The organism is Lapidilactobacillus wuchangensis (assembly GCF_003946645.1).
Taxonomy (GTDB): domain Bacteria; phylum Bacillota; class Bacilli; order Lactobacillales; family Lactobacillaceae; genus Lapidilactobacillus; species Lapidilactobacillus wuchangensis.
On record NZ_RHOU01000008.1, the window covers coordinates 35,617 to 54,655 of the forward strand.

General features: G+C 40.8%; 14 protein-coding genes. 13 read left to right on the plus strand and 1 reads right to left on the minus strand.

Features of this window, described 5'->3' with window-relative positions; all coding sequences use genetic code 11:
* The first annotated feature begins 239 nt into the window (after positions 1 to 239).
* The 5 genes from EKM82_RS07585 to EKM82_RS07605 all read left to right on the plus strand — a co-directional run bounded on the left by EKM82_RS07585 (position 240) and on the right by EKM82_RS07605 (position 9,972).
* Positions 240 to 1,007 carry a hypothetical protein gene (locus EKM82_RS07585; protein WP_125767697.1) on the plus strand — a complete coding sequence of 256 codons (768 nt, stop codon included), beginning with the start codon at positions 240 to 242 and terminating at the stop codon, positions 1,005 to 1,007.
* Between the two features lie 318 nt (positions 1,008 to 1,325).
* Entirely contained in the window at positions 1,326 to 5,156 is a 3,831-nt protein-coding gene (locus tag EKM82_RS07590) for a Cna B-type domain-containing protein (RefSeq protein WP_125767698.1), read from the plus strand.
* 274 nt (positions 5,157 to 5,430) lie between these two features.
* Positions 5,431 to 6,387, plus strand: a complete 957-nt coding sequence (locus tag EKM82_RS07595) for a helix-turn-helix transcriptional regulator (protein WP_125767699.1) — start codon at positions 5,431 to 5,433, stop codon at positions 6,385 to 6,387.
* A gap of 335 nt (positions 6,388 to 6,722) precedes the next feature.
* On the plus strand, positions 6,723 to 9,332 hold the full coding sequence (locus EKM82_RS07600; RefSeq protein WP_125767700.1) for a hypothetical protein: 2,610 nt from the start codon (positions 6,723 to 6,725) through the stop codon (positions 9,330 to 9,332).
* Positions 9,333 to 9,357: 25 nt separating this feature from the next.
* Positions 9,358 to 9,972, plus strand: a complete 615-nt coding sequence (locus EKM82_RS07605) for a transposase (protein ID WP_164508170.1) — start codon at positions 9,358 to 9,360, stop codon at positions 9,970 to 9,972.
* 180 nt (positions 9,973 to 10,152) lie between these two features.
* Here EKM82_RS07605 and EKM82_RS11970 read toward each other — a convergent pair whose 3' ends face one another.
* Positions 10,153 to 10,233 carry a type I toxin-antitoxin system Fst family toxin gene (locus tag EKM82_RS11970; RefSeq protein ID WP_125767801.1) on the minus strand — a complete coding sequence of 27 codons (81 nt, stop codon included), beginning with the start codon at positions 10,231 to 10,233 and terminating at the stop codon, positions 10,153 to 10,155.
* 501 nt (positions 10,234 to 10,734) lie between these two features.
* On the opposite strand from EKM82_RS11970, the gene yaaA reads away from it, so the two are divergent.
* The 8 genes from yaaA (at position 10,735) to EKM82_RS11475 (ending at position 19,026) form a co-directional block, all read left to right on the plus strand.
* Entirely contained in the window at positions 10,735 to 10,950 is a 216-nt protein-coding gene (gene yaaA / locus EKM82_RS07615) for a S4 domain-containing protein YaaA (protein ID WP_125767803.1), read from the plus strand.
* A gap of 1 nt (position 10,951) precedes the next feature.
* Entirely contained in the window at positions 10,952 to 12,082 is a 1,131-nt protein-coding gene (gene recF, locus EKM82_RS07620; protein WP_125767702.1) for a DNA replication/repair protein RecF, read from the plus strand.
* A 17-nt stretch (positions 12,083 to 12,099) separates the two neighbouring features.
* Positions 12,100 to 14,199, plus strand: coding sequence for a DNA topoisomerase (ATP-hydrolyzing) subunit B (gyrB, locus tag EKM82_RS07625; protein WP_125767703.1), 2,100 nt, complete (start codon positions 12,100 to 12,102; stop codon positions 14,197 to 14,199).
* A 20-nt stretch (positions 14,200 to 14,219) separates the two neighbouring features.
* Positions 14,220 to 16,868 carry a DNA gyrase subunit A gene (gyrA, locus tag EKM82_RS07630; protein WP_125767704.1) on the plus strand — a complete coding sequence of 883 codons (2,649 nt, stop codon included), beginning with the start codon at positions 14,220 to 14,222 and terminating at the stop codon, positions 16,866 to 16,868.
* 260 nt (positions 16,869 to 17,128) lie between these two features.
* Positions 17,129 to 17,440: a 30S ribosomal protein S6 gene (rpsF, locus tag EKM82_RS07635; RefSeq protein ID WP_125767705.1), complete on the plus strand. Its 312-nt coding sequence runs from the start codon at positions 17,129 to 17,131 to the stop codon at positions 17,438 to 17,440.
* Between the two features lie 42 nt (positions 17,441 to 17,482).
* Entirely contained in the window at positions 17,483 to 18,043 is a 561-nt protein-coding gene (ssb, locus tag EKM82_RS07640) for a single-stranded DNA-binding protein (protein ID WP_125767706.1), read from the plus strand.
* 36 nt (positions 18,044 to 18,079) lie between these two features.
* On the plus strand, positions 18,080 to 18,316 hold the full coding sequence (gene rpsR / locus EKM82_RS07645; protein ID WP_125647142.1) for a 30S ribosomal protein S18: 237 nt from the start codon (positions 18,080 to 18,082) through the stop codon (positions 18,314 to 18,316).
* Positions 18,317 to 18,789: 473 nt separating this feature from the next.
* The gene (locus tag EKM82_RS11475) at positions 18,790 to 19,026 is read left to right on the plus strand and encodes a hypothetical protein (protein WP_164508171.1); all 237 of its coding nucleotides are present in this window, start codon (positions 18,790 to 18,792) and stop codon (positions 19,024 to 19,026) included.
* Positions 19,027 to 19,039: the final 13 nt, after the last annotated feature.

Sequence of the window (19,039 nt, forward strand, 5' to 3'; positions counted from 1 at the left end):
TGGCGTCAGCTGTGAAATTTGTCTTGCTGCTTTAGCAGCTAGTCAAAGCCTCGTATTGAAGACAATTCGGTTTTTGAATTGGCTTCAATCGACGGCCACAGCGTTCCACGCCCACAAAATCGCTGGGCCCCTGCCGCTCACAACTAAGGAACGACTTAATTCAATGCCAGTTGAAACTGGCTGATCAAAGCGCAAAAATAGGGATTAGATAACTATAAATAATAGTGGGGGTACGGCAGATGGCAAAATTTGAATTTAATGCTGAGCAACAATACGGCAATTTATCAGGGGCCGATTTTAATTGGTTTGCGACCCATCGCAATTACAGCAATACCGCTTCTTGGCTGGTTTATCAGGATTCCCAGAAAGAATCACTGAATCCACCAGCAACAATTGGCAATACCAAAGGCGATCACATTTCGTTTCAGGCCGCCATTCAAGCAAATGAAACTAATTTTAATGGGCAAACTCTGGTGATTTTAACCAACCCAGCCAGTCAAAAAACGTTAGTTAGTGATGCTGATTTTGAGGCCTTTCATCATCCCAGTACAACTGATCGCCGCCTGCGTTATTTAGCGAAGAATTTACAGCCGAATCAGTTTCAGCTCGAGCTAGCTGGTGCTTTTGTGACTGATATGATCACTAATAAATGGGATTCTAATCCCAATGCGCAGAATGTCTGGGCTGGTGTCAGTGATGCTGAGATTGTTGATCATCTGCTGGTGACTGCTAATGATTTATTAGTTCATGGCCAAAACCAGCCGCGAACACTAGACATTGTCTTAGCAATTCATAAAAGTCGCCGCTCTGATAAAATTATGAATTTGCTGACGGCACAGTTGCAGCAGATAAAAGCTGGTAACGTCAGCACTGAGCCAACATTGACACAAGCCATTCAAGCAAATCGAGTCCGAGCATTTCGGCTGCCATTTCATCCTGGTGTTCAAGGCAAAGGGGCCCAGCAAACAATTACAGCTGTTCGTGCAGGCATTAAAAGAATATTTTGAATTCAGAAAATTACTCAGAAACTCGTGTAATACGCAAGGATTTTCGAAACGAACTAATCATTCCAATAAAAATAAATTTATTTAGTATACTAAAACGCAATTATTCGGGTTGAAAATTTTCAATCGCCGTAGCTGATAAGCTTGAAAAATCGGCAATATCGACTAAATTTGTGCCCAATTAATCCCTAATGAAAATATTTTCAGAAAACAGCCAATATTTGTGTAAATCTTTGTGATTTTAGGTTCATTTATCTAATCGTTAGCGTTATACTATTTCTATATGATTAATGATTAGTTTTTTGAAAGGGACGATCAGCAATGTTTAGGGCAAAAGGGATTAGTGCAAAGATTAGGACGATTTTTACAATTTTTGTATTAGCAATTGCACCACTATTTTCCGCAAATACGATGAGTGTGTTGGCGGCAACCAATAATAGTCGAGCTAGCGTGCCCAGTGGTGGCGATTTCTATGATGATGTCCCCGAAGCTGAGGATGCGCCCCTAGGTGCTGCTCAGTATTTTCATATTTTTTCCAATAAAACCAAAATTAGTGCCCATGTTAACGGCAATATTTCCACTGGTCAATTTGATGGTCAGGTGAATTTTGGGACCAACATTATTCAAGGGTTAGTTGATCAGGACATTAACTATTTCCAAAATATTGATAACATTGCCAACAGTTCTTTTGTTGATTCTGGCAGCAGTGATGACCGGACTAATAAGGTTGTTGTTGGTGATAACGTTGACGTTGATCTTGAAAATCAAAACACAGTTTATCTTGAAAACAGCAAAATGGACCATTTAGCCGCTGACGAAATTTATCAAGATCCTTCTAACGATGAGACTTACATCAACATCAAGCAGGAACTTGGCGAAGATAAAACGCAAGGCGAAGAATGGGCCACTAAAGAAGATTCAAACAATGTCAGTGCCAATTTCTCCGATCAAAATAATCGTGAAATTGCTATTTCACCTGATGCTGAAGAGAGTGCTGCTTATTCAGTTGAGTTAACTAAAGTCGATGAACAAGGGAATCCCTTGGCAGGAGCTGTTTTTGATCTCTACGAAGAGGGTAATGAAAAGCCAATTCGTGAGGGCTTAACTACCGATGAAAATGGCAAAATCACTTTAGACAATTTGAAATCAATTGGTGACTATTATTTTGTTGAAACCAAAGCACCAGAGGGTTATAAACTTGATGGCGTTAAACACTATTTCAAAGTCACGATTGCTAGCCAAACCAGCAAAAGTGACTATGTTTATTACAACCTTGATGCAGATGAGTTAGCGAAAGATACGCCCCTTAAAATTTCAGGGATTAGTTCTGATGGTCCCTCAATTATTGTTAACGTTGACTTAAAAGGTCGCAGCGAGTTAAATATTAATTCTCAAATTAAGCCAATCATTGATGAAAATGATCGTCATAATCAAGAAACGGAAGATTTTGCTGATGCCAAAATTCTTTTTAATTTCTATAATTCTAACGACACGACCATTAATGTAAATCGGCCCTTTAGCGGCACGATGTTGGCGCCAGAAGCTAAAATTGTGGCTTATCAAAATGTCGACGGTAGTTTAATTGCTGATGACGTGAACGTTGTCGGTGGTGAAACTCATCGTTGGGATTTCCAGTCGGCTTTCCAAACTGGGGATGGCGTGCCTGTTGAATTAACAGTTGCGAATAGTAAAGAAGAAACTGCCGAAACAGTTAAAGTTGCTGGTAACAAGAAATGGATCGACGGCAATAATCCTGAACGACCTAAAAAAGTCATCGTTGATCTCTATCAAAATGGCCAGCAAATCGATTATCGAGAAATCACCGCCAAAGATAACTGGCATTATAGTTTCGATAATTTGCCGAAGTACGATGAAGATGGCAACGAATATCTTTATACGGTGAAAGAATGGAAAGTGCCGGGCTATATTACCGGCGTTGATGCTGATGATAATATTACCAACACCTTAGCGACCAGCATTAGTGGCAACAAGACTTGGGTCGATAATGATAATGCTGCCGGCAAACGGCCAAGCAGTATTAAAGTTGATCTTTATCAGAACGGCATTCAAATTGATTCCAAAGATGTCACAGGTGAAGGCAACGACTGGCCATATAATTTTACCAACTTGCCGAAGTATGATGCTGATGGCAAAGAATATGTTTACACCGTTAAAGAAGAGACCGTGCCTGGCTATACCCAAATACAAAATGGGCTGAATCTTACCAACACGATTGAACCGGAAGTCACGCCAGAACCTGAAACAACCGCCGTTAATGGTACGAAGACTTGGGTCGATAATGATAATGCTGGGAAAACTCGGCCGGACAGGATTACCGTCCATTTGTACCAGAATGGCGAATTGTTCAAGTCTCAAGAAGTCACTGCGACTAATAATTGGCAATACAGCTTCACTGATTTGCCCAAGTATGACGAAAATGGCGCCGAGTATGAATACACCATTGGTGAGGATGCGGTGCCTGGTTATACCAGTGATCGGGATGGCGATAATTTAACCAATACCCTTGAAGAAACCACCACTGAACCAGAAAAGACTGAAATCAGTGGTACCAAAACTTGGGTTGGCGATACCGAAACGAGTCGACCAAAGAGTATTACCGTCGATCTTTATCAAAATGGTGTCAAAATAAATAGTAAGCAGGTAACCGCCGCTGAAAATTGGCAATATAGTTTTACCAACTTGGATAAGTATGATAAAGATGGTAACGAATACGTTTATTCTGTAAAAGAAGCTGATGTTCCTGCAGATTACACTAGCGAACAAGTCGGGACTGATTTCATCAACACTTATGTGGCGCAAGAAAAGACTGAAATCAGCGGTGAGAAAATTTGGAACGACAACAATGACGCTTCAGGTGTGCGGCCTGAGAGTGTAACCGTCGCCCTTTATCGCAATGGCACTCAGACGACGCAATCCCAAAAAATCACTGCGGCAAATAGCTGGCAATATCATTTTACTGATTTAGAGAAATATGATGCTAACGGCGATCCTTATGTTTATACCGTTAAAGAAACTGATGTCCCTAATAACTATCATGTCGAATATGACGGTTTCAATATCGTTAATACTTTAGTCAAAACCGAAGTAGCCGGGACCAAAACCTGGGTCGATAATGATGATGAGAACGGTGTACGTCCTGAATCCATTACCATCAAACTCAAGCGTAATGGTGAAGTGATTGCTAGCCGCGAAGTCACTGCAGCTGATAAATGGCAGTACAGTTTCACCGACCTTGATAAGTTCGATGCTCAGGGCAAGGAGTACCAATATACGATTGAGGAAGAAAACGTCAAGTATTACACTGGGGAACAAACAGGTAACTACGATTGGACCAACACCTTAAATAAGAGTGTTGAGCCAGCTGAGGAAGTTACGAATATTTCTGGCCGTAAGATTTGGGTTGATCAACATGATGCTCAAGGTGAACGTCCCGAAAGTATCACTGTCAACTTATTGCGCAATGGTCAGAAAATCGATTCTCGCCAAGTAACCGCCGCTGATAATTGGCGTTATGAGTTCACGGCCTTACCTAAAACCGATGATCACGGCAATGCCTACAAATATACGGTTGCAGAAGAAAAAGTTCCTGGTTATACGAACAGTCAATTTGGTTTTGTTTTCGTTAATCGCTTAGTGACCACGAAAATTTCCGGTCAGAAGACTTGGGTCGATGATCATAACGCGGCTAATAAACGACCAACTAGCGTGACCTTCGAACTTTATCGCAATGGTAAAAAGACTGGTCAAACTACAGAAGCAATAGCTGCCACTAATTGGCAATATCAGTTCACTAAATTAGCCAAGTTTGACAAATTAGGCAAGGAATATACCTACACCGTCAAAGAAGTGGCGGTGCTAGGTTACACCACCAGCCAAGATGGCTATAACTTCACCAATACCTTAGACAAAGAAACCACCGATGAAGACAACGGCGGTTCTGGCGAAGAAGATCATGGCTCAGAGGACAACAATAATTCCAGTCACCATGATGAGAAGAAAGACAGTAGTAAACAGAAGTTACCACAAGCTGGGGAACGAAATAATAGCAACTTATTAATCGTTGCTGGTTTCGTATTACTACTAACGACTATTTTCAGTTTTGCAAAAGTTAATTTAAAAAAGCAGCATTAATTTCTAAATTAAAATTAAAAGCATCTACAATTTAAAAAATTGTAGATGCTTTTTTTGCTGCTAGTTTAAACTAATTGTGAATTACACTATTTATTAAAGAAATAAGGTATAATAAATTATGCAATAAGTTACTATAGTCATTGTTAAATTAGGAAATAGGACCTTTTTAAGACAGTAAATAAAATATTAACAATATCGCTACAATCTGTTCTTAATATTTTGCTGATAACGTCGTTTTTTGTTTTAAAATATAAGCGTTTTTGGGGGAATAACCTTGAATAGCAACTATCGAGTGGCGGAAACTTTAGTACGGCTAATGTTAGGGGAAGTTGTTGATTACGAATCGTTACAGCAGAAGTATGATATTAGTCACCGTACCTTCCAGCGCGATCTGCATGATATTGAAGGTGCCTTGGCTGAGGTAGATCCTAACGATAGTTATTTGAAGAAAGTCGAAAATCGCCAACAGTATTATTTGGTCCGCGAAGATTTGAACGAATCTCTAAATAAGGTTTTACTGATTAGCAATATTTTATTAGCCAGTCGAGCGCTAACAAATGCTGAAATGAAGGAATGCTTGACCTATTTACAGGCGGGCTTACCACCTAATGAGCGGGAACAAGTTGCCAATTACTTGGTTATGCCTAAATCAAGTTATCTGCCGTTGACTAATGCTCAGCCACTATTGGTACATCTGCGCCAGCTTTCAGATTGTATTCTCAATCATCAGGTGCTAACTTTTGATTATCAGGGGAGTTGGATTGACGATCCCGAACCACATGAACACGAAGCACAGCCAGTCGCACTTTTCTTTGAGAAGTATTATTTCTATGTGGCGATGTATAATGTTCAAACCCATGGCTATTGGTTTAATCGGGTTGATCGGATTTTAAAAATCAAAAAGATTACTGCAGGTAAGCCGATGGATTATGGTCACGACTTCTCATTGATCGATCGCCGTCAGCAATCATATTTCTTCCATACTGGCCAGTTGATTACTTTTCGTTTTGAGTGCTTGAATTGTTATCCGCCGACAGCGTTAGACCATTTTCCAGGTTCAAAGATTGTTGGCCACAATGCTGCTGGCCAAGTTATTATTGAAGCACGGTTTAAATTCGATGCGGCCCTGTTCTGGATCATGAGCCAGGGTGCCAAGGTTAAGGTGATTTCACCGCCATCATTGATTACTCGCCTGCAATATGAAATGAAGGCGACGCTGGACTTGTATTGAATGGTTAGTAAGTAGATTAGTTAGAATGCCGTACACTGAATTTGTAAGCAGCGGATTGCACATAGATACACTAAAGCCCGTAACTATTCTTGATAGTTGCGGGCTTTTTTTGCGCTAAAACCGATGAGATAATGCATTCCAACTAAGTTGTTGGCCTGTTTGAATAGTAAAATCAAATAACTTGATGGCTAGCCTTTGAACAATTAAAAATGTGTAAAGTAATATTGAATATAATTGAGCAATAATAGCTAAAACGACATAATGTGACCAATCCTCTTGCTACAATGACGCTGTTTAATGATCGTTATTATTGATACTTTCAGGAGGAATAAGTTATGAAGAACCAGAAAATTGTTTCATTGGCAACTGCTGCTGTTCTGGCGGGGGTTACTGGAGTCACCGCGCAAAACCAAAATCAAACTGTTCAGGCGGCGAGCACTGATGGCGTTGCTAAAACAGCCACAGCTACTAAAAGTGCCGCTGAAACTGCAGTTACTAAAGCAACAACTGATGTCAAAACGGCCACTGATCAAGTTGGGCAGGCCCAAAATGATTTAAATGCAGCTAACAAAGATCAAACTGCAGCTAGTGATAAATTGAATGATGCTCAAAATCAAGTCACTGATGCTGAAACAGATCTCAATCAAGCGGAAACTAATAAAGCAGCTGCCACTGAAGATGGCATCAAACAAGCTGAAGCTGATGTTTCAACAGCTAAAGACCAACAAACAGCGGCCCAGAACAAAGCTGATGCTACCGACAAAAATTTCGCTGACAAACAAAATGAAGTTGACGAAAAGACAGCTAATAAAACTGCCGCTGCTAAAGCAGTAACTGATCAGGAAAAGGTGGTCGCTGACGCTGAAAATAAAGTTAAAGAAGCCCAGTCGGTCTTATTGAAGTCTATCCCAGATGAATTAGCGAATGAGTTAACAAAAGTTCAAAATGATATTTCAAATGATATAAATACAATTAATCAAAATAAAATAAGTCGCGAAAATATACTTAAATTGCTTGAAAAAGATCAAAATGAAATTAAATCAATTCAACAAAAACTGCAAACAATTTCTGAAAAGATAAACAACGGTAATATTGAATTAAATACTTACAAGACAACCATCGAAAAAATTCAGACAAATATACAGGATATTCAAAATAAACTTGATCAAGAAGAAAATGAAGAACAGATAATCATAAAATATTCTGAATCCACAAAAACTAGTATTAATACGCTAATAAACGAATATCGTGCAAAGAATGGATTTCATAGAGATTATATATATAGTGATTATAATTATGATGATTCCACTGATAAATATGATGGCGATGGTTATAATGATTGGCTAAATCGCTTCAATGATGTTATTTGGGAAAATTTTGAAAATGATGATATAAAATATATTCCAAGTGAGGAGGATCAAAAGGATGTTGTTGATGCCAATAATGTGACGGATAAACAATTATTGGAATTAAACTTATTTGGTGCTCAGGTTGCAAATAAAATGCGTGAACAAATCGGAGAGAACCCGACCTTTCAGGTTAGTGATGTCTCGATAAAATTGGCTGGATATATGGATCAATTTTATAACGATGCCGATTTTGATGCAGTGTTGAATAACGCACTTTTAGATCCATTTTATACAGAAGAAATGTTTGATTTCTCCCAGTTTAAATATAACAATGTTTCACATTACGTGTATTGGTTTGGGGTTCGACCAACTAATTCGTATAATGAAGAAACCTCAACAATGGCTACTTTGAAGTCAAGTTTATTTGACTATTTAACTACTGTCAATGATTGGAATGACTATACATCTATTTTTGATCTTGATTATAGAAAGGATAAATATCCTGATTATTTTGTAGTTGGTGTGGATAAGTTTATGAATTTTCAAGTGTTAACAAAATCAATGTCTTCTGGAACATCAGTGGAAGATCCTATTAATGATCCAAATCCATCCTCAACTGAATCTTTTTATGAAATACCAGCAATTAACTCAGGAGTTGTAAGTAATGACACAGAGGAACTCTACAAAACATTAAATGAACAGAAATCTGAACTACAAAAAGAATTGGCAGATCAAAAGATCGCGCAAAGCTATGTTGATGACCTTATTAGTACAAAAAAAGACCTTGTAGACAACTCGGATACTATAAAAGAAAAAATTGTCAGTGAAAATAATGATTTGCAAAGTGTTAATAATAAAATAACAGTTGAGACTAGTAAATTAAGTGAGAATCAGAAGATATCTGATAGTATTAATAAAAAAATTGAATTACTAATGAACAATACAAATGAAAAGTTGAATCTGGATAAAGCAAAAGCTAACTTAACGTCAGAGACACAGATTTTACAAAATCTTCAAAATACTGTAACCACTGCTCAAGCTGATTTAGACAATGCTACAGCTAACTTATTTGATGCCCAAGGTGAAGCAGATGATGCTGTAACTAAACTTGCTGACGCTAAACAAGCAGTTGCCGATGCGGAACAATATTTAGACGACTTACAGAATGCTGACGAGAACTTAGCTGCCGCTCAACAGGTCTTGACCCAAGCTAAAGTGGACCAAAAATTAGCTCAAGCTGATTACGACGCGAAAGTTGCTGTTGTTAAACAAGCTACTGTTGCTTTGAAAGACGCGCAAACTCAACTAGCCACAGCTAAGCAAACTTTGAAATTGGCTGAAACTAAATTGGCTCAAGAACAAGCACTTAAACAAGCAGTTGCTGAAGCAGCCAAGAAAGCTGAAACTGATAAATTAGCGGCTGCTAAGGCTAAGTCAAATAATGGCAATGGTGTTGTCCAAGCAGCAACTCTTAACCAATCGAAATTACCACAAGCGAGTGAGAATAATAAACAAGCAGGCTGGTTAGTTTTAGTTGGCGCTTCGTTATTATCACTCTTTGGTTTAGGAACGTTGAATAAGAAACGGCGTTCATAATTTTGATTGAAAGGTGTCAAAATCCTTGCAAAATGATTATTCAAGAATTGCGGCTGCTTTAGCTCAGAATGCAGTGACTAAAGAGAGCTTTCGGAAACAACTGGAACAAATTATTAAATTACTACTGCAAGATGAAATGACTGCTTTTCTTGGTTATGATGCATTTCATCGCCCTAGCCATCAGAAAAATTGTCGGAATGGTTTCTATACTCGCCAGCTTAACAGTCGTTTCGGCTGGCTCAGTGTGCGCGTGCCGCGGGATCGTTTCGGTCAATTTACGGCTCACACATTTAAGCAACATGATGACAATATCTTGCTTGAACAATTGGCGCTGAGTTTAAGAGATTCTCAGGCGACCTTAGCTGGCATTTCAACACTTATCCAGCAGTTGTATCAGCCCCACTATGATCAGCCGACTGTTGCTAATTTGGCACAACTCATTTTGAAACAGCATCATATTCTGAAACAACATTATATGAACACACAGCTTAGTGGGACCTATCAGGAAAGTTTGGTGCTGCCGGCAGTCGATAATCTGCGTGAACCGTCAATAATTCAGGTTAAAATTGGTTTATATTTAAATAGTGATGATGAAGTTTTAACTTTTACGTTGCCACAGTCAACAGCACTTGGTCGTTAAGTGAGTTCAATTGCACAATTTATAACAATTTTTTATGCTCAGTAGTTTAATGCACTAAAGTATGTTATAATGTAGTCACAATGATATCGCCACATCAGATACACCAAAGCCCTCAACTATGTCGGTAGTTGAGGGCTTTTTTTTACACTAATTATCTTAATTTAGCGGGTGTGTCATCGGCTAGTCGTGTTTATCAAGCCAATGCTGAACCAGCATCAGCAGAAGGCCCACGATTAATGGCGCAATAATATCGCCGAACATCAGATCACCTCCACCCTGCTGTTAGACTGGAAGTCTATTCCGACAACATAACCAATATATCATGGAATCATTCAAGATTGGTCAAACAATGAAAAATAATGAGCAAAATCATAATCAACGTTGTTATTTTGCCTTTAACTAACGCTGACAACTTTTTAATCCAGTTTGAAAAATCACCAAAACAAAAAAAGCCAATCTAGATACACGAGCAATATTTAAATTTGTCGTGTGTCGAGATTGGCTTTTTTAATTTCCCAATTTTTAAGGTCATCGCTGCAAATAGTCAGTTAAATTTAGTTTGTTTCTCAAAATTGACCATTTTCCGTAAAATCAAAAAAACGGCCCTTCTCAGCAATTTTAATAAAAATAGTCTACCTAGTTTATTTAAACTAAGATTTGCTATAATCGGCCAAATTTCCGGTCTAAATTGTTTTTTAGTCAAAAAAAGAGTATAATTTAGTAGTGAAACTAACTCATCGTGGTGTGCTGGGGGCGAAAATAATCGAACAAGTTAAATTAACAGATAATTTCATGACTTTAACACAGTTATTGAAAGAAGCAGGGATCGTTGGCAGTGGTGGTCAAGTGAAATGGTATCTGCAAGAAACCCCAGTTAAACTCAATGGGGTTTCTGAGAATCGGCGGGGTAAGAAGCTTTACCCAAATGATGTCGTTGAATTAGCGTCTGGCGAAGTTTACCAAATCGTGCAGGCCTAAAATGTACCTAAAAGAATTAAAATTAAAGAATTTTCGCAACTACAGTGATTTGGACCTGACGTTTTCGCCACAGATCAATGTTTTGATTGGCGAGAATGCCCAAGGTAAGACCAATTTACTGGAAGCCATCTATGTGTTGGCGTTAGCGCGCTCACATCGAATGAATGATGATAAGGCACTGATTAAATGGGGCGCCGATTTTGCCAAGGTCAGTGGGGTAATTGAGCGGAAATTGGGACCGTTGCCTTTGGAGATTATTTTAAGTCACCAAGGCAAAAAAGCCCGGGTCAATCATCTTGATCAAGATCGTCTCTCACAATATGTGGGTCAGTTCAATGTGATCTTATTTGCGCCAGAGGATCTGGAATTGGTCAAGGGCTCACCAGCCAAGCGCCGGCGTTTCATTGATATGGAATTCGGTCAGATCAATCACCAGTATCTCTATAACATCACCCAATATCGCAATATCTTGAAGCAGCGTAATCTTTATTTGCGGCAATTGAAGTTTCACGAGGCTAAGGATTTAGTTTATTTGGATGTTTTGTCAGATCAGCTTGCTGGTTTTGGGGCCGAGATTATTTGGGCGCGCCATCAATTTTTGCAACAAATGGCGGTTTTTGCGAAAGAGCAGCACCAACAAATCACCCAGCAACGAGAGCAATTACAGTTTGTCTATCAAACCGTATTGCCCGATGAGGAATTAAAAGATTCCGATCAGATTTATCATTTTTTACAGGAACAATATCAGAAAAATCGTAAACGTGAATTACAACAGGGAACGACTGTTTTAGGACCACACCGTGATGATGTGGCGTTTATTGTCAATGACCGGAATGTGCAAGACTTCGGTTCACAAGGGCAACAACGAACAGTCGCTTTAAGTTTGAAACTGGCGGAAATTCAAATGGTCAAGCAGCAAACTGGCGAAGCGCCAGTATTGTTGTTGGACGATGTGTTGTCAGAGTTAGACGATTTACGGCAAACCCATTTATTACATACCATTAAGAATCAGGTGCAGACCTTCTTAACCACTACCAGTCTTGATGGCGTTGCCGAAGAAATTATTGGCAAACCCACGATTTTTCAAGTGGCCGCTGGGCAAGTTACTGCCGCAACCACTGAGTCAGAATAACCAGAGGAGGTTTTCGCATGAGTAACGAGAATGATTCGAATCAAACAACTAATCAACCAGTAAATGATGCGCAAAATCACGAACAGCCCGCTACTGAGGCTAATACCGATCAAACAGCAGTTGATCAAGCAACCACTCAGCCAGAATTAACGGCCGAAGAAGCGGCTGCTAAAAAAGAAGAAGCCCTAGAAGCTAAAGACGAAAAAGTTAAAGAATACGATGCTAGTCAAATCCAAGTTCTCGAGGGACTGGAAGCGGTTCGTAAGCGGCCCGGGATGTACATTGGCTCTACAAGTAGCCAAGGTCTCCATCATTTGGTTTGGGAAATTATTGATAACGGGATCGATGAAGCCTTAGCTGGTTTTGCCACGCGGATCGACATTGAGGTTGAACCTGACAATAGTATTACCGTGACTGATGATGGTCGTGGTATCCCTGTGGGTATTCAGACCAAAACTGGTCGGCCAGCGCTGGAAACAGTCTTCACCATTTTACATGCCGGCGGTAAATTCGGCGGTGGCGGCTACAAGGTTTCTGGTGGTCTGCACGGTGTTGGTGCTTCCGTTGTTAACGCCTTATCAACTAGTCTTGATGTGACTGTCACTCGTGATGGCAAACGCTACTATATGGATTTCGTTCGCGGCAAAGTGCATACCGAAATGAAGGTCATTGGCACCGCTGCACCTCATGAACACGGCACTAAAGTTCATTTTGTCCCTGATGGTGATATTTTTACGGAAACAACCGTTTATGATGACAAAGTGTTGAATACTCGGATTCGCGAGTTGGCTTTCTTAAATAAGGGCTTGAAATTAACCTTTACTGATAAACGGGCCGCAACCGCCGAACGGATCACTTATCACTATGTTGGTGGGATCAAGAGTTACGTTGAATTTTTAAACGAAGATAAGACCGTGATTTTCCCTGAACCAATTTATGTGGAAGGTCAACAAGACGGCATTACTGTTGAAGTGGCAATTCAATATACGGACGATTTCCATTCTAACTTGTTAACTTTCGCCAACAATATCCATACTTATGAAGGTGGGACCCATGAGGCTGGTTTCAAGACGGCCTTAACGCGGATCATCAATGATTATGGTCATAAGGCTAATATTCTTAAGGATAACGATGATAACTTGTCCGGGGATGATGTGCGTGAAGGGATGACTGCGGTTGTCTCGATCAAACATCCCGATCCTCAATTTGAAGGTCAGACTAAGACGAAGTTAGGCAACTCTGACGCGCGGACCGCAACTGACCGGTTGTTCTCCGAGACGTTCATGAAGTTCTTAATGGAGAATCCGACTGTTGCTAAGCAAATCGTTGAGAAGGGTCAATTAGCTTCGAAAGCGCGATTGGCGGCTAAGCATGCCCGTGAAGTTACGCGGAAGAAGTCTGGTTTGGAAATCAGTAATTTGCCAGGTAAATTGGCTGACAACTCCAGCAAGAACCCTGATATTTCTGAATTGTTCATTGTCGAGGGTGATTCTGCCGGTGGTTCCGCTAAGCAAGGTCGTTCTCGATTAACGCAAGCAATTTTGCCAATTCGTGGGAAAATTCTGAACGTGGAAAAGGCGTCAATGGATCGGATCTTGGCCAACGAAGAAATTCGGACGTTATTTACGGCCATGGGTACTGGTTTCGGTGGCGATTTCGACGTGACGAAAGCCCGTTATCATAAATTAATTATTATGACTGATGCCGATGTGGATGGTGCTCATATTCGAACCTTGCTGTTAACGTTATTTTATCGTTACATGCGGCCGGTTGTTGAAGCTGGCTACGTTTATATTGCCAAGCCACCGCTATATCAAGTGCGTCAAGGTAAGTTCATGCGCTACATTGATTCTGATGAAGAATTGGATGAAGTGTTAGGTCAATTGCCAGCTTCACCAAAGCCTGCAATTCAGCGTTACAAAGGTTTAGGGGAAATGGATGCTTCGCAGTTATGGGAAACAACCATGAATCCTGAAAACCGGCGTTTGGACCGGGTGCAAGTGACTGATGCTGAAGAAGCCAATGGTGTTTTTGAAATGCTAATGGGTGACGATGTAGCGCCACGGCGTGAATTTATTGAAAAGAACGCGAAATATACTAAGAACTTAGATGTCTAAAGGGAGAGTTGATGAATTAAATGGCAGAAATTGAAGATCATCGCATTGAAACCATCAATTTATCGCGGACGATGCGCGATTCGTTCTTAGACTACGCCATGAGTGTTATTGTGGCTCGGGCGTTGCCTGATGTACGTGATGGTTTGAAGCCTGTTCATCGGCGAATTCTTTATGGGATGAATGAGTTAGGGGTTACCCCAGAAAAACCTTACAAGAAATCAGCCCGGATCGTCGGCGACGTTATGGGTAAGTATCATCCCCACGGTGACTCAGCAATTTATGAGTCAATGGTGCGGATGGCCCAAGACTTTAGTTACCGTTATATGCTGGTTGACGGCCATGGTAACTTTGGTTCCGTCGATGGTGATGGCGCTGCCGCAATGCGTTATACCGAAGCTAAAATGAGTAAAATTTCCGTAGAAATGTTGCGGGATATTAATAAAGACACGATTGATTTCCAACCAAACTATGACGGTACGGAACGGGAACCAGTTGTTTTACCAGCACGTTTCCCTAACTTACTAGTCAATGGGGCGACGGGGATTGCCGTGGGGATGACCACCAATATTCCCCCACATAATTTAAGTGAAGTTATTAGTGCTTTGCACATGTTGATGAAGAATCCTGACGCCACAATTGCTGATTTGATGGAAGTTTTACCAGGGCCTGATTTCCCAACTGGTGGGATCGTTATGGGCAAGTCTGGCATTCGCCGGGCTTACGAAACTGGTAAAGGCACGATTATTCTGCGGGCTAAGACTGAAGTCGAAACCAACAAGAGTGGTCGCGAACGGATTATCGTTCATGAAATTCCTTACATGGTCAACAAGGCTAAATTGGTGGAACGAATTGCTGAATTGGCTCGCGACAAGCGAATCGATGGCATTATCGACTTAGCCGATGAGTCTGACCGCGAAGGGATGCGGATCGTGATTGATGTTCGTCGCGATACTAGCGCCACCGTCGTTTTAAATAATTTGTACAAATTAACCCCCATGCAAACCACATTCGGCTTTAATATGGTCGCCATTGTTGCCGGGGCTCCTAAGCAATTAAGCTTAAAAGAAATTCTGCAATATTACTTGAAACACCAAGAAGAAGTGATCCGCCGGCGGACTGTCTTTGATTTAAAGAAGGCTCAAGCACGGGCACACATCTTGGAAGGTTTGCGAATTGCCTTAGATCATATTGATGAAATCATCAAGATCATTCGTGGTTCGGAAACTGGTGAAATTGCCAAGAATACTTTAATTGCCAACTTTGGTTTAAGCGACAAGCAATCCCAAGCTATTTTGGATATGCGATTAGTTCGGTTAACCGGTTTGGAACGAGAAAAGATTGAGTCCGAATATAATGAGTTGATGAAAACCATCGCCGATTTGAAGGACATCTTAGCTCGTCCTGAACGAATCGATACGATTATTTATCAAGAATTACTTGATATTCAAAAGCGGTTTGGTGATGAACGGCGAACTGAATTACTCGTTGGTGAAGAATTAAGTCTTGAAGATGAAGACTTGATCGAAGAAGAAGACGTGATGATCGTGTTGACCCACAATGGTTACGTTAAACGTTTGCCAGCAACCGAATTCAAGTTGCAAAATCGTGGTGGACGTGGAATTCAAGGTATGGGTGTTCACGATGATGATTTCATCGAACATTTGATTTACACCTCGACTCACGATACTTTGTTATTCTTCACCGATGTTGGTAAGGTCTATCGCGCTAAGGGCTATGAGATTCCTGAATATGGTCGGACAGCGAAGGGCTTGCCAATTATCAACCTTCTCGGCGTGGAAAATGGTGAGAAGATTGAAACAGTCGTTAAAATTCATGAAATTCATGATGACGACGCCTTATTCTTCATCACTAAGTTAGGGACAGTTAAACGGACGCCAGTGGCTGAATTTACAAATATTCGTCGCAATGGTTTACGGGCCTTAACTTTACGTGATGGCGATTCCTTGACCAACGTGCTATTAACCAATGGTGTTCAGAATATCTTTATTGGTACTCATCTTGGTTATGCCGTTACATTCAATGAACAAGATGTTCGTTCAATGGGTCGGACGGCCGCTGGTGTGCGGGGGATTCGTCTCCGCGAGAATGACTATGTCGTTGGTTCGTCAGTGCTTAACCCTGATCATGAAGTGCTGGTCATTTCTGAGAATGGTTATGGTAAGCGGACTGCTGCTAGTGAGTATCCAGTTAAGGGTCGTGGTGGTAAAGGTATTAAGACCGCCAATATCACTGAAAAGAACGGGCCACTTGCTGGGATTAGCGTGGTTGATGGTAGCGAAGATATTATGTTGATCACTAACGAAGGTGTCTTAATTCGTTTTGCGGTTGCTAATGTTTCGCAAACTGGTCGGGCCACACTTGGGGTTCGCTTGATCAAGGTCGATAACGGTGCTAAAGTTGCCGCCATGGCCAAGGTTGATCACGAAGAACCTGAAGATGATGATCCTGAAGCAGCTACGGCTGAAAATGAAGCCAATGCTAATGATGCGACTACAGCAACATCTGAATCAGCAGCAACTGAAACAACGACTGCTACTGAAGCGCCTAAAGAATTGCCAAGTGATGTGCAGAAGTTAGTTGATCGGGCGGAACAACCTGATGATACTGATGATCACCACGATGACGAAAATTCAGACGATCAGAAATAATTTTTAATTTAAAAGCGTAAAACAGATACTTTGGCGTAATTAATTAGGTGAGTGATTTAACATCCGAGTTAATCTAAGCCAAAGTATTTTTTATGAGCAATTAGCCGACGTGAGTGGCATTTCCGTGTGATTCACAAAATTAAATTGTTAAATTGGTCTTTTTATGATAAACTAGTAGCTTGTGAGTAGCCATATCTGACTAACTTACTCCTTGCTCTTAGTAGAAAAGAGCCAATAGTCCACGAGGAGGTGTACAAACCATGACACAAACTAACTATGAAGTTACTTATATCATCAAGCCTGATATCGACGAAGAAGCTAAAGCTGCTTTGATCAAGCATTATGATGAAGTTTTAGCTGCAGATGGTGCTGAAGTGGTTGATTCTAAAGATTGGTCTAAGCGTCGTTTCGCTTACGAAATCAACGATTACCGTGATGGTGTTTATCACATTGTTAATGTGAAAGCCGACAACGATAAAGCAATCAACGAATTTGACCGTTTGGCTAAAATCGACAGTGCCGTTTTACGTCACATGATCGTTAAACGTGATGACAAGAACGCTAAGAAATAATTTAAAACTTCAGTGAGATGAGTTCAGGAAGGGGATTTTTTTATGATTAATCGTGTAGTGCTTATTGGTCGACTAACTCGGGATGTTGAATTACGTTATACCGGTAGCGGTACTGCAGTGGCAACTTTTACACTTGCCGTTAATCGTCAATTTACGAATGCCCAAGGTGAACGTGAAGCTGATTTTATTTCATGTGTACTCTGGCGGAAAGCAGCGGAAAACTTCGCTAATTTCACGCATAAGGGATCTTTGGTTGGTGTCGAAGGCCGGGTGCAAACTCGTAACTACGAAAACAACCAAGGTAACCGGGTTTATGTCACTGAAGTTGTCGTTGATAACTTCTCGTTACTGGAACCAAAGAGTAGTCAAGATGGTAGCCACACGAATATGGGCGGCAACGCCAATAATGGTGGCGGTTATCAATCGAATAACAACACTAATAATAACAATAACTTCAATAATCAGAATCCAACTGGCCCCACTAATGGGACTGCTAATAACCAAAATCAAGGCAACAATGGTGGCAATAATAATGCCACTAATGATCCTTTTGCGGATAGTAGCGAACCAATTGATATTTCTGATGACGATTTACCATTCTAAAGAACTTATTGATCACGCTTGAGAGGAGGAACTAACATGGCTCAACAACGTCGTGGCGGCCGTCGTCGCCGTAAGGTCGATTTTATCGCTGCTAATCACATCGAATATATCGATTACAAAGACACAGAATTGTTGAAACGTTTTATCTCAGAACGAGGTAAAATTTTACCACGCCGCGTAACTGGTACGAGTGCTAAAAACCAACGTAAATTAACAGTTGCGATCAAGCGTGCACGGATCATGGGCTTATTGCCTTTCGTCAGTGCAGAATAATTCTGAATAAACAAACCTCACTTAGCTTTGGGCTGAGTGGGGTTTTTATTTTACAATCAGCAGTAAGGCAATTTCGAAATTGCCAGCATCGTAGTCGTGGTTTTAAAGCAAAACTTATTTTAGGCAGAGTAGTGGCCAACACCGTTCCGGCCGGCGGGTTGTGGAACGGTGTGGGCGTTGATTTGAGCTGATTGCTAGCGCAACAATCTCGAATACAAGACTTATTGTAAGTGCTAAAGCACCAACAATAATTTCACACCTGACACCCCGGCGGCCTCCACTGCGTTTTGAGCTAGATCAGTTCACTTTAGCTTAGTTCGATTAAATGGCAGTACTAGAAAAGTTGGCTTGGCCTGGCAGCAAAATTGAAGTTGTGAGATAAGTCAGATATTTGCTGCAATCTTACAATGCCTGCATTGATTACTAGCAAGGATAAAGTGAACCACCTCAATTCCAGACGGCGTGGAGGGATCTTGGCGTCAGCCGCCAAATTGTTCTTAGTGGCTGTGCCACTTAGTACAAGACTTGTATCTGAGACAATTTGGTCTTTAATTGGCTCAGATCAACGTCGGCCGCGTTCCACGCTAAGCAGCCCGGAACAGAGTCAGACGCCATTCTGTTTTTGCACTTATGTCACAGCTTCAAATCGATGCCGGCCGTGTTCCACAACCAGCAAGCCCGCAATGGAGTCAGAACTAGTTCTGTTTTAACAGTTTTAACAGC

Bases quoted from the DNA above. Each gene is read 5' to 3' on its own strand.
- EKM82_RS07585 (WP_125767697.1), top strand. From the start codon at position 240: ATGGCAAAATTTGAATTTAATGCTGAGCAACAATACGGCAATTTATCA.
- EKM82_RS07590 (WP_125767698.1), top strand. From the start codon at position 1,326: ATGTTTAGGGCAAAAGGGATTAGTGCAAAGATTAGGACGATTTTTACA.
- EKM82_RS07600 (WP_125767700.1), top strand. From the start codon at position 6,723: ATGAAGAACCAGAAAATTGTTTCATTGGCAACTGCTGCTGTTCTGGCG.
- EKM82_RS11970 (WP_125767801.1), bottom strand. From the start codon at position 10,233: ATGTTCGGCGATATTATTGCGCCATTAATCGTGGGCCTTCTGCTGATG.
- recF (WP_125767702.1), top strand. From the start codon at position 10,952: ATGTACCTAAAAGAATTAAAATTAAAGAATTTTCGCAACTACAGTGAT.
- gyrB (WP_125767703.1), top strand. From the start codon at position 12,100: ATGAGTAACGAGAATGATTCGAATCAAACAACTAATCAACCAGTAAAT.
- gyrA (WP_125767704.1), top strand. From the start codon at position 14,220: ATGGCAGAAATTGAAGATCATCGCATTGAAACCATCAATTTATCGCGG.
- rpsF (WP_125767705.1), top strand. From the start codon at position 17,129: ATGACACAAACTAACTATGAAGTTACTTATATCATCAAGCCTGATATC.
- ssb (WP_125767706.1), top strand. From the start codon at position 17,483: ATGATTAATCGTGTAGTGCTTATTGGTCGACTAACTCGGGATGTTGAA.
- rpsR (WP_125647142.1), top strand. From the start codon at position 18,080: ATGGCTCAACAACGTCGTGGCGGCCGTCGTCGCCGTAAGGTCGATTTT.